The sequence below is a fragment of the Pseudomonas sp. 10S5 genome (genome assembly GCF_035019745.1).
Classification (GTDB): Bacteria; Pseudomonadota; Gammaproteobacteria; order Pseudomonadales; family Pseudomonadaceae; genus Aquipseudomonas.
Genome location: NZ_JASJVL010000010.1, coordinates 14,749 through 28,459 on the forward strand (window position 1 = coordinate 14,749; position 13,711 = coordinate 28,459).

General features: G+C 53.7%; 15 protein-coding genes, 1 pseudogene and 1 riboswitch. Of the genes and pseudogenes, 7 read left to right on the forward strand and 9 right to left on the reverse strand.

Annotation, left to right across the window (positions count from 1 at the left end; genetic code table 11):
• Window positions 1–10: 10 nt before the first annotated feature.
• A complete protein-coding gene (locus tag QN378_RS12555) occupies window positions 11–1,678 on the reverse strand; it encodes a SulP family inorganic anion transporter (RefSeq protein ID WP_322200993.1) in 1,668 nt (555 codons plus the stop codon).
• 247 nt (window positions 1,679–1,925) lie between these two features.
• On the opposite strand from QN378_RS12555, the gene QN378_RS12560 reads away from it, so the two are divergent.
• The 3 genes from QN378_RS12560 (at window position 1,926) to ampC (ending at window position 4,649) form a co-directional block, all read left to right on the forward strand.
• The gene (locus QN378_RS12560) at window positions 1,926–2,234 is read left to right on the forward strand and encodes a DUF1272 domain-containing protein (RefSeq protein WP_322200995.1); all 309 of its coding nucleotides are present in this window, start codon (window positions 1,926–1,928) and stop codon (window positions 2,232–2,234) included.
• Between the two features lie 122 nt (window positions 2,235–2,356).
• The gene (locus QN378_RS12565) at window positions 2,357–3,463 is read left to right on the forward strand and encodes a DUF2817 domain-containing protein (protein ID WP_323550923.1); all 1,107 of its coding nucleotides are present in this window, start codon (window positions 2,357–2,359) and stop codon (window positions 3,461–3,463) included.
• A gap of 22 nt (window positions 3,464–3,485) precedes the next feature.
• Window positions 3,486–4,649, forward strand: coding sequence for a class C beta-lactamase (ampC, locus tag QN378_RS12570; RefSeq protein WP_323550922.1), 1,164 nt, complete (start codon window positions 3,486–3,488; stop codon window positions 4,647–4,649).
• A 33-nt stretch (window positions 4,650–4,682) separates the two neighbouring features.
• Here ampC and QN378_RS12575 read toward each other — a convergent pair.
• From QN378_RS12575 to QN378_RS12590, 4 genes and pseudogenes are all read right to left on the reverse strand, one after another.
• A pseudogene (locus QN378_RS12575) lies at window positions 4,683–5,006 on the reverse strand (DUF190 domain-containing protein).
• Between the two features lie 11 nt (window positions 5,007–5,017).
• A complete protein-coding gene (crcB, locus tag QN378_RS12580) occupies window positions 5,018–5,401 on the reverse strand; it encodes a fluoride efflux transporter CrcB (protein WP_322201002.1) in 384 nt (127 codons plus the stop codon).
• Between the two features lie 136 nt (window positions 5,402–5,537).
• A riboswitch (Fluoride riboswitch) is annotated at window positions 5,538–5,598 on the reverse strand.
• Window positions 5,599–5,682: 84 nt separating this feature from the next.
• A complete protein-coding gene (locus QN378_RS12585; protein ID WP_322201004.1) occupies window positions 5,683–5,991 on the reverse strand; it encodes a hypothetical protein in 309 nt (102 codons plus the stop codon).
• Between the two features lie 12 nt (window positions 5,992–6,003).
• Window positions 6,004–6,558, reverse strand: a complete 555-nt coding sequence (locus QN378_RS12590) for a sigma-70 family RNA polymerase sigma factor (protein ID WP_323550921.1) — start codon at window positions 6,556–6,558, stop codon at window positions 6,004–6,006.
• 848 nt (window positions 6,559–7,406) lie between these two features.
• On the opposite strand from QN378_RS12590, the gene QN378_RS12595 reads away from it, so the two are divergent.
• A complete protein-coding gene (locus QN378_RS12595; RefSeq protein WP_323550920.1) occupies window positions 7,407–7,700 on the forward strand; it encodes a DUF1652 domain-containing protein in 294 nt (97 codons plus the stop codon).
• Between the two features lie 92 nt (window positions 7,701–7,792).
• Here the strand turns inward: QN378_RS12595 and QN378_RS12600 are convergent, their stop codons facing one another.
• A complete protein-coding gene (locus QN378_RS12600) occupies window positions 7,793–8,023 on the reverse strand; it encodes a transcriptional regulator (RefSeq protein ID WP_323550919.1) in 231 nt (76 codons plus the stop codon).
• Window positions 8,024–8,263: 240 nt separating this feature from the next.
• Window positions 8,264–8,509: a DNA-binding protein gene (locus QN378_RS12605; protein ID WP_323550918.1), complete on the reverse strand. Its 246-nt coding sequence runs from the start codon at window positions 8,507–8,509 to the stop codon at window positions 8,264–8,266.
• A gap of 378 nt (window positions 8,510–8,887) precedes the next feature.
• Here QN378_RS12605 and QN378_RS12610 point away from each other — a divergent pair, with 378 nt between their 5' ends.
• Window positions 8,888–9,085 carry a hypothetical protein gene (locus QN378_RS12610; RefSeq protein ID WP_323550917.1) on the forward strand — a complete coding sequence of 66 codons (198 nt, stop codon included), beginning with the start codon at window positions 8,888–8,890 and terminating at the stop codon, window positions 9,083–9,085.
• A 531-nt stretch (window positions 9,086–9,616) separates the two neighbouring features.
• Here QN378_RS12610 and QN378_RS12615 read toward each other — a convergent pair.
• Complete coding sequence (locus QN378_RS12615; protein ID WP_323550916.1) at window positions 9,617–9,778, reverse strand: hypothetical protein; 162 nt, start codon at window positions 9,776–9,778, stop codon at window positions 9,617–9,619.
• A 1,305-nt stretch (window positions 9,779–11,083) separates the two neighbouring features.
• On the opposite strand from QN378_RS12615, the gene QN378_RS12620 reads away from it, so the two are divergent.
• Complete coding sequence (locus tag QN378_RS12620) at window positions 11,084–11,347, forward strand: hypothetical protein (protein ID WP_322184384.1); 264 nt, start codon at window positions 11,084–11,086, stop codon at window positions 11,345–11,347.
• A 1,706-nt stretch (window positions 11,348–13,053) separates the two neighbouring features.
• The gene (locus QN378_RS12625) at window positions 13,054–13,449 is read left to right on the forward strand and encodes a hypothetical protein (protein ID WP_323550915.1); all 396 of its coding nucleotides are present in this window, start codon (window positions 13,054–13,056) and stop codon (window positions 13,447–13,449) included.
• Between the two features lie 3 nt (window positions 13,450–13,452).
• Here QN378_RS12625 and QN378_RS12630 read toward each other — a convergent pair whose 3' ends face one another.
• On the reverse strand, window positions 13,453–13,680 hold the full coding sequence (locus tag QN378_RS12630) for a hypothetical protein (RefSeq protein WP_323550914.1): 228 nt from the start codon (window positions 13,678–13,680) through the stop codon (window positions 13,453–13,455).
• Window positions 13,681–13,711 lie beyond the last annotated feature (31 nt).

Below are 13,711 nucleotides of genomic sequence, written 5' to 3' on the forward strand. Positions count from 1 at the left end.
GGCAGCCGGGTCAGGGATAAAGGCGTTGCGCGACGTTAACGGCGTCATCGACGCTCAGGGCGCATAACGTCTCTACCGGCAATCCAGGAATGGCTGCTCGAAGTAGCACTTGTTGTACGGGTGGTTTCAAACGTGCAAACAGCAAGTGCTTATCCTCACTGATGAGCGCTGTGCAGAACTCCGTTAACGCTTCCACGCTGGAGCTGTCCAGGTCCGGCGACTCCTCCAGGCTGATAATCAACGTATGCACCGTGTCCCCGGCGGCGGCGACGTAGTTGCGTATCTGGGCTAAAACGCGTTCGGCATTGGCAAAAAACAGTGCCGTGTCGGGGCGTAAAATTAAAATGTGATTGACCGCCTGCGCGTCCGGATGCAGGGCCCGGCTGACGAAGTCATGACCATGATTGAGCTGGCCCAGGATCGTGACCGATGATTCCGACATCCTCCGCAACATCATCACTAAACTGACCGCAATGGCCGCAAGCAAGCCGTCCATGACCCCCAAGATCAATACCGCTAGCACCGCAGCGATGACCACCAGTCGATCACGGTGCAGGATAAAGTTGGGTCGGAACACCGCAGGCCGCAGCGTGTGGCTGACGGCTTGCACGACAATCGCTGCCAATACCGGCTCCGGCAGCAGCGCGATACGTGGCAACAACGTCAATACCACAATCAGCAAAATTAACGCGGCACACCAGCCTGCTAGGCGAGACGACGCGCCCGCTGCCTCGTTCGCCGATGTTGCCGAATAGCCCGCGCCAACCGGCATGCCATGGAACAGACCTGACAGCAGATTGGCGGCGCCCAATGCCAGCAAATCACGGTTGGGCGAAACATTGTCGCCATGCTTCATTGCAAAGCTACGGATTGAGCCATAAGACTCCGCGTACAGAATCAGTACCATGGCGACGCTCAGCTCACCGATGCGCAGCCATTGCGCGTATGACAGTGACGGCAGCGTCGGCGCGGTCAGTTGTAAGTCGATAGTGCCCACCAAGCCGACACCATATTGCGCCAGATTCAACCATTGACCGGCGGCAATGCCGATGACGATCACCAACAGGCCGCCGGGTAAACGCGGTATCCGAGCGAACAGCAACAGAAGCCCCCACGCCATCAGCGCCACCGCCCCAGCAGCCCAATTCCAATGGGCTATTTCGCTAAATAATTCCGTCAGGAAACGCACCAGGTCACTGTGTTGCGGGTGAACACCCACCACGCTGGCTACTTGTTTGAAAATGATCACAATGGCCAGGCCGAAGGCAAAACCGCGCAGCACCGGCTTAGCGATAAACGCCGACATGCTGCCTGCTCGTGCAAGGCCGGCAAAGGTAAAAAACAATCCCGTCACAAGAACCAGCGCAACCGCTATCACCAGCCTCAGGCCGTTGTCCGGACCAGCCATTGTCGCTGAAGCGGCCGCCAGCACCGCTGCTGAAGACGAGGTGGCCGACACGATAGCAAAGCGACTAGTGCCCATTAAGCCGTAGCACACTAAACCGGCGAACAGCGCAATGACCCCGGCCTGCGGCGACAAGTTGGCGATACTTGAATACGCCACCGCTTCTGGCAGTAACAAGCCCGCCAGCGACAGCCCTGCAATGATATCGGGCCATGACACACGGTCGAACAGGCTGGTTTTACCGGGATTTGAAAGGGGGGCGGGTGTTGACATCAGTGTCGCCTCGATCGCGCCATGCCGGTCGGCAAAATAGGGTGCTCATTATGAGCCACGCTGGGCCAGCATGAACGGCTAAGTTACGCAATAAGTGGCCTGTTTTGAAGCCTATGCGGGGATGCCCCTAAAGTCTCCGAAAACCCAGTCGGTTTCGGCTCGAACATACCTGTAAGGTAGCGACAATCGACGCCATTGCCGAGCCAGCCCGAAGGTGGCAGTTACTTTCTAACGTTTGGAGAGCGTCATGCTTGAACTAAGACCGAGCTGCGAACACTGCAATATTGCGTTACCGGCCGACAGTATTCACGCGATGATTTGCTCGTATGAGTGCACTTTTTGCGCAGACTGCGTAGATAAGGTGTTGGGCAATGTGTGCCCCAATTGTGGTGGCGGCTTCGCTCCGCGCCCGGTTCGTCCGTCCCATGTCGATGTCGGCGGCAGTACGCTGGCCCAGAACCCCATGAGTGCCGTGGTTCGGCATCGTCCGGTCGATTCGCCCAGGCAAGCCCAGTTGATCGCAACCATTGGCGCCATCGCTGCAGAACATCGATGACTCAGAACGGCCAGCCGCTTATCGACGTGTTATTCGTCCTACATACCTTTGTTGGGTGTTCTGGACATGTAGTATCCGACGACCGATCAAATAGACCCGCTCGCAGACCATAAGGGGCCGACATGCGCACCGACTTTCCGACACGCGTCAGTTACCGCGCTCAACGTGAGCAATTTTTAGTTGCGGCGACGGCTGCGGGCGCAAGTCTTACCCAATATTCGCACCCGCTTCCAGGCCCCTTCGGCGAGCCTTTAAGCACTGACGTAGCCGTACTCGGCGACCCTAGTGCTTCTCGCTTGTTAGTCGCAATCAGTGGGACGCACGGTGTCGAAGGTTTCTACGGGTCCAATTGCCAGGCTCAATGGCTGCAACTGCTGAGCGGGCGCCTGCTGCCCGCTGACACCGCCATCGTGATGATCCACTTGATCAATCCATGGGGCACCGCTTGGTTGCGCCGCGTCAACGAAGACAATATCGACCTGAACCGAAACCACCTCGACTTCAATCGTCCACTACCAGACAACCAGGCGTACGCCGCACTTCATTACATCTACGCGTGCACTGAATTGCGCGGGCCGCTGCGAGAGCGCGCGGATGCGCTGCTCGATGAACAAGTCCAGAACCACGGCTGGCCGAGGGTGATGTCGATTGTCGAGGGCGGCCAGCACAGTCATCCAGATGGACTGTTTTACGGCGGCCTGTCGCCCAGTTGGTCCAATACAACCCTGCACGCCATTATCCAAAATCATCTTTCAAACGCTAAAACAGTCATGTGTTTTGACCTGCATACCGGCGCGGGTGCTTACGGTCATCCGATGTTATTAACCATCGCCGAGCGGGCCTACTCCGCATTAGCCGACGCCCAGGCGGCCTACGATCCTTGGCTCTACACCCTGCTCACCGGTGCCGAACACTTGAGTGAAACCGGAATCGCCGCCACGGCAACCGGTTACACCTCGCAAGCCTTGATCGATGCGTTACCACAGGTTCGTTTGATGCCCTTCGTCATCGAATGTGGCACCTATCCGGGCAACGCTGTTCATCGCCATCTGCGCGACGATCAATGGTTGCATCTGCACGGCAATCCGCTTGATAGCGTGGGGCGGGAAATCAAGCTCGGTCTGTTGGAACAGTTTTACCCGTCGGATAAGGACTGGCATGAACTTGTTTGGGTCAGGACTCGGCAGATATGGGAGCGTGGGTTGCTGAAATTGAGCGTGATTAAATAACCACGAAGCAAGGATCATTGGAATGCGCTTTATTGGAAAGCTTCTTACTCTTTGTCTGTTATCAAGCAGCTGCCTCTTTTTCGGTAACGTTGCTGTGGCGAATGCCGAACCGCGCAACATCGATGCCGTTGTGCAAGATGCCGCTCACTCCGTCATGAGTCATTACAACGTCGCGGGCTTAGCCATCGCGATCACCGTGGATGGCAAGCCGCGTTTCTACAGCTACGGAGTGGCCTCCAGAGAAACGCAGCAGCCGGTCAACAACGGCACGCTGTTCGAGATAGGCTCGGTCAGCAAGACCTTCACGGCGACCCTGGCGACCTACGCCCAAGCCAGCGGCAAGCTACTGCTCACTGATCGCCCAAGCGCCTATGTGCCTGAACTCAAGGGCAGCCCGTTCGACAACGTGACACTGATCAATCTGGCGACCCACACGGCTGGCGGCTTCCCATTGCAGTTTCCTGATGACATACGGAACGCCACGCAGATGATGGCGTACTTCAAGGCATGGCAACCGACGTTTGCCCCCGGCACCTACAGAACCTATGCCAACCCAAGCGTCGGAATGCTCGGAATGACTGCCGCCAAGAGCATGGGAATGCCTTTCGACCAAGCCTTGGAGCATCGGCTGTTTCCCGAACTCGGCATGCCCAACAGCTTCATCACCCTTCCGGCGAACAAGTTGGCCGCCTACGCTCAAGGCTACGACAAGAACGACAAGCCCGTCAGACTCAGTCTTGGCGTGCTCGGCGCCGAAGCCTACGGGGTGAAAACGACTTCCAAAGACTTGATTCGGTTCGTCGAAGCCAACATGGGCCTCACAGACACGAGTCCATTGCTCAAGCGCGCGATGGCCGACACCCACACCGGTTACTTTCAGTTGAGGGCCATGACGCAGGACCTGATCTGGGAGCAATACCGCTATCCAGTCTCACTGGACGCATTATTGGAAGGCAACTCGAACAAGATGGCGTACGAGAGCAACGCCGTCACAGCCTTAAATCCGCCTCTGCCACCGCAGCAATCTGTCTGGATAAACAAGACCGGATCAACCAACGGATTTGGTGCGTATGTGGCGTTTGTGCCAGCGAAAAAGCTCGGCATCGTGATGCTCGCGAACAAGAACTTTCCCAATGAAGCCCGGGTTCGTCTGGCTTACCGCATCCTGACTGAACTTCAACCCTGACGGTAATTAGATGGACTCGCCCACGCCGAGGCGTCAATGCGCCACGGCTTTACCGATAAAGCCCAGTTCAATGGGCATCTTGATATAAACAAGGCGACGTCTTCGATGGCCAAACGCTCAAATAGCCGCTGGTCTTCCTCGTCAGTCATTGCCAGCCGTATTTCCATCGGTTGATCGGCCAGCCCGAAAAAGTGAGCTGAATGGCTCTTGCCTGTGTGCCCAAATCCCTCGATGCCAGACACCCTTGTTGCGCCGCACAGACCCAGTTCTTTTGTCAGGTTGACAATCCATTCCCTGAGCATTTCCCCTCATGGCGATGGTTTGCGGGGTGTAGAAAATCACTTGAAAGCCATTCATGAGGCCTTCCTTCAGCGTCCGCTGATGAATTGAAAGGTCAGCAATCCTAGTGCGGTCATCGCAAGGGAGCCGAGTACATGCACTGCGATCGAACTGAGCGCCCAGAGCAGGCGCCCTTGTTGAATCAAAATCATGGTCTCGGCCGAAAAAGTAGAAAACGTGGTCAGACCACCGCAGAAACCGGTGATGACCAGCAGTCTCCACTCGGCGCTAAGGGTCGGTGTTGCCGCAAAGAATGCCACCGCCAGACCGATGATGTAGCCACCGACCATGTTGGCGACCACCGTACCGGGGGGAAGCGTCGGAAACACCGAGTTGAGCTTCATGCCTAATTGCCAGCGCATCAACGCGCCTACGGACGCTCCGAAAGCGATGGCGAAAATTGACTTCAGCATAGGCGTAACGCTCCCGACCATCGGAGAGCAGGCTGATGCCAAGGGGGCGAGGTTTTATCGAAGGGGTGCTGATAGGTCGTATTCAAGGGCCTGTTCTCATAAGGAACAAGGCGCACACCTACGCGCCTTGTTCAGGATTCACGTAGGCATCATCAGCACAAGGCGGTTAGAGGAGGAATGCCATCTCCTGCGTGCATCCTATAGCACGGCGGGGAAATGTATCAAGGTATTAGCCGGAAGCCCTCCCGGCTTTGTTGCTGGCACTCGATGATCCGTCGCGATTAACCCTCGGAACGCTTGTGTCGCCCGGAGAACATGGTCTGTTTGAACTGCTCGCGTTCTTCGGCCGTCATCGCTTCCCATTTGCGCCAGTCCCGACGACCGTGCCAGCCACCGCGCCCACGGAATCCGCCAAACAGGATCCGGCTAAGCAACAGCAACCCTAACGCATGCCCATAGTCGATCACTCGCCCGCCTGTGAATAACTCTGGAATCACCCAGTTCCACAGCGCCATGACCACCCAGCCCAGCACGGCCACCGCCACGATCCCCAACAGCACCCGTGCCGCAATTCTCAGTCGATATTTCATGTGTGCTCTCCGTTACGTATCAAGTTCGTCATAAACCGTTTGTAGCCGACTGCGCAAATGCAAGACTGCATAGCGCTTTCGTGCCAATAAAGTGTTCACCGCAACGCCGCTTTGCGCCGCTATTTCCTTGAAGCTGTTACCCGCGATTTCATGGGCAATAAACACCTCGCGCTGATTCTCCGGCAGTTCGTCCAACGCATCCTGCAGCGCGTTAAGTACGGCTGAGCGGGCGAAAATAGCGTCCGGCCCGGCGTCCATCGACGGCAGCGCGAGGTCTAGCCGATACACCTCATCGTCATCGTCGGTGCTTTCGTTCATCCCGCTGATGGGTTGTTCTTTCTTCTTGCGAAACCGGTCAATGATCCGATTTCGCGCTACCCGGAAAAGCCATGCACTGGCCTGCTCAATCGTTGCCGGAAGGCGATAGGCTTGAACGAATTCATAAAACACGTCCTGCAAAATGTCTTCGGCCTCAGTCGAGTCACGTACCCTGCGCCGAATGAAATTCCCCAGCTTGGTGCGTTCGCGCAAGACAGTCGCGGTGATGTCGCTGTTTCGGTCTGTCATCAAGTTCCGGCTGTGCGAGGGGTCCATGGAGATGAAGACGTTTTAACGGCAGAAATATTGTGTGGGGTGATGTTTTTATTTTGTGTGGATGCTGGCCATTAGGTGGCTCACGAAGCTTAGCGCCCGCGTCGGTATGCCAGCCTCAAAAGGACGCGTCGCGGCTGGCTGCGCACGTTATCAACGTGAATCCGATGTGCGACGACTTGATGGAATGAGGCAAGTCGCTATGCTTTATCAGGTTCGCATCCCTAAGATTTTCCGTCCCCTCTCCCATGCGGGTGGGGATGCTGGGGGCTATAAGGCTATAAAAGGAGAGATGCCCAGACACAAGAAAGCCCGCACTAGGCGGGCTTCTTGAGGTGGTTTATAGACTGCTGTAGACATCTGTAAACCGGTACTTGGTGGTACACAGTCATTTGAGCTGGGTCGTTAAGTTACTGTATTTAAAGAGTTTTGTTCTGTGTGTGTTTTATAGGGATACACCAGGGGATACACGGCGCTCGCTGCTGGTGGCTGTTTCGTCATCACAATGCTCTCAACGCCGTCCTGGTAATCCCCACCACCTTCCAGATGAGCGGTACTCCGCTGGCGTCTCGATTGTGGCGGTTTCACCACAATAGCTCGCTGGTACCGATGACTTCCTCTGAATAGTGGAAGGCGTAGTGGACGAACTCATATGGATTGCGACCTAAATTAATCCAATGCTTTTGGATGATTAGCCTACACTGGCTTGTGAGCGCCGGGCCAGATTTACCTCAGGCAAGCTCATCAAGTCGTAAATAATTACGGCTTCCTTATCACCTGAGGCGAGAGTCATTTGGGCTGACTTTTGTTAGGGTTATTTTAAAATGATTTCGACACTGGAACTACGACATATTGTGGAGCAAAGCTTCCTGCCAAACCGCTGTGAATGCACTCTCTCGGCCGATTCGTCTTTGACCGTGCGCGTTTTTCAAGAAGGTGGGGACAGGGAGAGTCTGGTTGTCACCGGAATCACCACTGCGTCGCTCAATACCAGTCGTACTATTTCAAGTTTCATTGCGGAACTTCAGCAAGACCTTGAGAACGCTAGCTCCTCTCATAACCATCTTGAGCCAATAGGCACAGACTATTCGGTTGCAGCACCCTACCTGGTGAAGTGACAATCCTTCGACGGATACTCCCTGTCATCCCTCTCACTGCCATGCCTTATCTATATCAACCTCACTGACGAAGGAATAAGTGAGGTTGCGGCCTATTCCTGTGTATCTTGTTCGAAAAGGGTCGAAATCAATTTTTTGATGTCGTCTTGTACGTCCTTCGGCAGGCCGTCCAGTTCATGCAATACCTTAGTGTCCATAATGGTCATGCTATCCGTTGGCCGTACTTTCTTGACTCCCGTCACCACAAATAAAATATCCACACCTGCTTTTGCAACTGAAGACAGATAGGTGGCATTCGGAAACCGCGCACCTCGCTCGTACATGCCCTAAGCGTTTGGTTCTATTTCACCGATAGTCGCCAATGCTTGCTGCGAAAGGCCGAGGCGTTTTCGCTCTTCCTTCAATCTTGCACTCATACCATGCATGGGAATTCCTTCTAGCTCGTCTAGGTATTTCTATGAGTGTACGAGCGATTGGCTAGTGTGTGAACCGCGCACATCGTTATCACAAACTCACATCTATCCACTTTGTATATAACTCTCTGGTCTATCGGTAGGAGTGCGCTAAACATGATCCGAGAGATCCCTGCTTACCAATGCTTCATCAGGTCGTGACTCAGGCTCTACGCAAAGCTTCATCCCGAGTGCAACCGCAGACCTATGAGACATACCCCGAAACCCTTTCTTGATTCCGTACAGCACCTGATAAGTCGTAGAAAGATCAAGGCCATGGGTTCGAGCAAAGTCCGAAACGCTAATTCCCTGCGCTCGAAGCCAACTCCTTGCCTCTTCAGACGTCCGAATAGTCATATGTTTCAGATTCCAATCTGCATGATTTGTGTCCAGCCTAGTCAAAAAGATTTTTCATACTCGCGAATTGGTTGACCGGTGGACATCAGAGGAATTCAAAGCGTTTTGGATGAAGGTGACATTTTATTTGACGTCTATGATGAGGATGACATCGACTTTTGGTCCGCCCGAAATAATAGGGAGGTTTTCCGATGTCAGACGCAGAACATGCTTACTGGTTATCTTCAGCTATGAGCGACAGCACCGACCTTGGCGAGCGGCTGATTGCCTGTAATACGGCTTTTACAACTTCTGACAAATGGTTCAATACAGTTCAACTTCGTTAGCTAAAATTGAGTGAATAGTAGAAGGTGCGGAAGACACATGCTGGGTGCAAAGATGAATATCACTATGCTTAGGCGGGCAGTGCGCTTGCGGATAGATGCGATTCTTGAGCAAGTGAACGAGGATGACCGTCTGTACGAGAAGGGTGTCGCGGATGGCTACATTGCCGCACTGGTGGATTTTAAAGGGTTAAGCGCAATTGAAGGGGTTTCAATGACGGAGGATGCCAAGCAGGCATATTTGAAACAGTAGGTTAGGAGGCCATTATGACGAAATCGCGGCCTATGCGTCCTCATACGAAAGTGTGCGATGCGTGGCCATTACGATGCTTTTGAATATTCTATTGAGCGTTCTCCCGCCCACACTTAATGAACTGGGTGGCCCAACGCAGCCGCGTTGTAAGCTGCTGGCTCTCGGTTTCCGCGTTACCATTAGCGTAACCATTGCTGTAACCAAGCGATATCCGACCCCAGCTCATCCGTGGACACCACGCTTTGGATGCAGGTAAAACGCTACGCGGGAAAGTTTCCAGCGGTGTGTGCTGCATCGTCAACAGCGATGCTGCCTTACCTGCCTTGAAGCGCTCAACCGGACATGAAAGTGTTCCGCCTCATGGCTGATTTCAGCGCCGCGCTTCAGGGGCGCTAAAACCTGCTGTTGGGTACTTGACGCTGATCATCCATGGGGTTGTGTTTCCACAAATGGGTTTGATGGTTTTGTGGTCAGCGAAAGATGGTCACTGATGGTGGTCACCGGTGCTGGTATCCGGCTAGAAACGCCGATTTAGATGGATACCAAGCGGGATACCGGGATGTCTGGCTGGTCGATTGCCTGACTCTCAAACACCTCAGTCACAGCGGCCGTCTTCCTCACGATCAGCAATGCCAGCTCGGGTGGAAACACCACCTTGTCGGTGGGCAGGTAGTCGCAGTCGAGAACGAACACGGTTTGGCCCTCGGTGCGGGCATACTCAACATGCGCTGAGCGGGTGTCCGATTATCTGATAACTGCCGTCATCCCGGTAGTTTGCTGGCGCATCGACTCGCCAGTTTTGGCTTGTCCTATTGCCTGTTCCGGCTTGCGTTGCAGGGTGGGCGTTCCCCCCACCCCTACGGAGGAACGATTCATTCCCCCCTATGGCATAGCGATTTGCTACTCCGTTGAAATGACGGGTCAGGTTTGGCGAGTCGCCAGACTTTCGGATTTCAAATCCAGAAGGGTCAGATTTAAAATCGAACCCTTGCCCAGATCTCCAATCCAGCCAAGTCAGATTTGAAATCTGACTAGGCTCTGGAGCCTAGTCTATGGTTACCGCTCACCACTTGAGGGCTGCAAACAATGTTCAGACTGAACAAAGGTCCGCACACCACCCCTGGCGGGCGACTGCTTTACTGGGCCAACATCTGGACGCTACGCGGGGACTTTTTGGTCTGTAATGAATGCCAGACCACTCAGACAATTCGACAGGCCGAAACGCCTTTTACGCATTGCTCAGGATGTTCTAGCGCCAAAAATAGCGCTAATCCATGGGAAGAGTTGAGGGACATATTGGACAGCTTGCCGCTCACGCCCCGTTAGAGCGCCTGCTTGATATGCCAGTATGGATAACACCGTGTTGATTCCTACACAGTGTGTCGATTTCAACACGCCGGAACCTGACAAAACCTGACATTGGAACGGCTGGCGCGCCTCATTCATGGGGTGTTTTCGCAGAACGATCATTCAGCGTCGTTCGAACGTCATTTCGCCTCATTCATGGGGTAGTTTTCGCAAGTCGACGTTCGACCAGTGAAAAGCACTGCGATACCGTGGCAACCTGCGTGGAAACCTCCGATTGGAAACCTGCCGGTTACCAGTGTTTCCGTGTTAACCAGCGTGGTAACCAGTTGCTTGGTAACCACCGCAAGAAGCCAGCGTGACACCAGCTCCCGCGTAGGGGTGTTAACTCGCGTGCAACGCTGTTAACTGATTCTCTGCGTACCGTCTTGCGTACCAGTTCGTGCGTACCGGCAATGAGAGATGTTTCACGCAAGGCTGGCTGCGTGAGATCTGTGCGTGAGCTGCTTCGTGAATTTGGCTTGCCTGCCTTCGCGCACAGCCCGCTGCGTCCCAGAGGTGCGCGAAGTTGTGCGCTAAACTATGGTGGACGGTGTTAATTAGGAGCACGCCGGTACGAGTGGGAATAGCTGTTAAATTGCGTCTACATTTAACCGGGAGCGGCTTCCGCACAAACTACCAAGGAGGTTTCCGATGTCAGATGCAGAACGCGCTTACTGGTTAGCTTCGGCTATGAGCGACAGTACCGACCTAGGCGAGCGGCTGATCGGTTGGAATGGGAGGTGGTTGATGATGGGCAACCTTGTCGTCTGTTATACGTGCCTGGCTTCGCAACCCGCTTCCCTTGCAGGATTGTCTTTTACGCACCTTCCTGGATGCATAGCGAGCGGCGACAAACTGTATCCGTGGCGCGAGTTGGCCGAAATCCTCTCTGAGTTGCCGCCGACGCTTAACTGATTTCTGCAAACGCGCACGCTCGGGATCACCTCGACTCAATCTCCAGGGATGCTCAGGATTAACGGCAATAGATCATTACTCACTTCCGTCAAGCTGGCCCCTTTGGCTGTTCCTAAGAAGGTCGTACGGCGCAGAGTCATAAACAGCGTTGATTGGCACCACCTTGGGCCATAGGTCATTTATCCAGGAGAATTCCTCCGGCGGTGAGGTTGTAATGACGTAAACCCGTCGCTCCTCTACCTCGCCAATTACAAAGCATTCGATTGCATAGCCCGGAATGACGTCGAACCAGTGCGAGTTGAGGTCGCAGTCTTTTTGCATGTGCCCCCGGACCAGAGCAAGCGCTCGCTGGGGAAAATGGCGCTCCCATCCGCCTAGTTCGAATGTGTCAAGTTTTGCCCATCCCCCATATGGATAGGAGCCAGGCTCACTTTTTCTACGGCCCCAACGCACCCATCCCAACTCTGTCCCATCTGCCAATATTAAGGGTATGGCTGCCTTTGGATTCGGGAAGTACACCCTGCGGAATCCGTCTTGGTCATGCGCTTCGATCCCGCCGCACATAGGACATCTCCTTTCGTTTATGGTGACGCCGGAAGAGTACGTTTTACTGATCTATCAAGCCTCAAGCCTCATGACGTTTAGCCCAGAATCCTTACTTGGCGTAGCTGTAACCCTACGAGATGGCAGCGACGCGAATTGCCTGTTTCAAGCTATGTCTCAATGAAATCAGCACCGTTTCGAATGACTATAAATTTAAACTCGTTCGGATAGATTTTCTATAAAAATAATTTCGCATGAATAGATTTCAATATCTCGACATCTTGGGAAGTTGAAGCAGTACTCTTACTTTCTAAACTTTTGTCACTTTATTCATTGAGTTATAGCGATCACTTAGGTTCTTACCGTTTATCGGTTTCGCGGAGAACATATCCGGATTAAGCGCTACGCACACTTAGATAAATAACCTCATCCCCTAGGCGATAGAGTGTGATTTAGACACCGCGTCTCATCTCTTCGAAATGGTTCAAATACATTAAAATACGTTCAATTTCGCTCACTAAATGAGCAGGGCAGTCGAACCAGAGACAGGGACATGCCGGGTTATTTTGCCCGCTGGTAACACGCATCTCCGCTTAACCATGCCCGTAACCAAGCGGTATCCGACACAGGCTTATCCGTGGATACCGGTGTGAATACCGCTGCTTGGATACCGCGTGTAAATGCTACGGAAATAGCAGTTATCGAATAGAGCGATGCTGTCTATCGAGCTTGAAGCGCCCACCCGGACATGAACGTGCTCCGCCTCAAAGCTGGCTCTAGCGCAGCGCTCCAACTGAAGCCACGCAGTCGGCGCATCTTTACGGTCGACCACTTGAGGCCGAGGCGAGACGCCCACTCAGCAGCCGGGAGCGTCATCCCCTCGATAGTGATAGGCGTAGCTCCAGCGCAAACGGTACTGCGAACGGGTGGGCGGGGAATGAAAACGGTGCCGATTTCGTAGGGAGCGTTTCGCATGGCGCTGTCTCGCAGTATCTAGATGCGAGAAACGCTATGTGGCTGGAAAGGTTGGCGGGGATAAAACATCTTCGAGCGGCGACTGCTGCTACGAGAGCGTCGCCAGGCTGACGCTGTGATTCTAGGGCTGCCAGCCCGCTGTGACTCAGGCAAGATGTGCGACTTGCACCATCTATCAAGGGAATGACATGAAGCTGAAGTGTGCAGTGATTTTGCTGGCGGGGATGATTTCGGGGCAGGCTATGGCAGACCTTCAACAGGTATGTCAGATCGTGAAGAACGCTACGATCGTATCTCAAGATTCTGCAAACACATTTCTCGGGAAAATATCCAGCAGCTACGACACGAACTCTGTGTTTAATGAGTACGGCACTTACGGCAACCAATACAGTGGCGTCTCGATGTGGAACAACTATTCAAAATTCGGCAATAGCTTTGATCCGTTCTCAGCGTTCAATACCTCGTCTGGTCGGCCACCAATGATCATCAGGGATGGGCAGGTACTTGGTTACCTGACGCTGAATACAGTCATCGGAAACTCACTTTCGCCAAATGCATTGAGAGGCTGCAAAAAAAAACTTTGAAGGCTAGCGATCAGCCTTGGCGAAGCCTTCGACAATCCAGACGAAGGCGGCGCCCAGGCAATAAAGGGCTAGCGGCGGGATAAGCCCATAGCTTGCTGTGAGCTGATAATCGATGTCATTCCTTCCCTGTATGCCGATCACATAAACAATCAAAAGCCAGATAACAGACAAAACGAGCCAGAGTCGACGGAAGCCCTGCTTATAAGCGAATTTAATCTTTACGTTTTGCATGGCAGCCTCTTCCCTTGAGGCGCCATCGTAG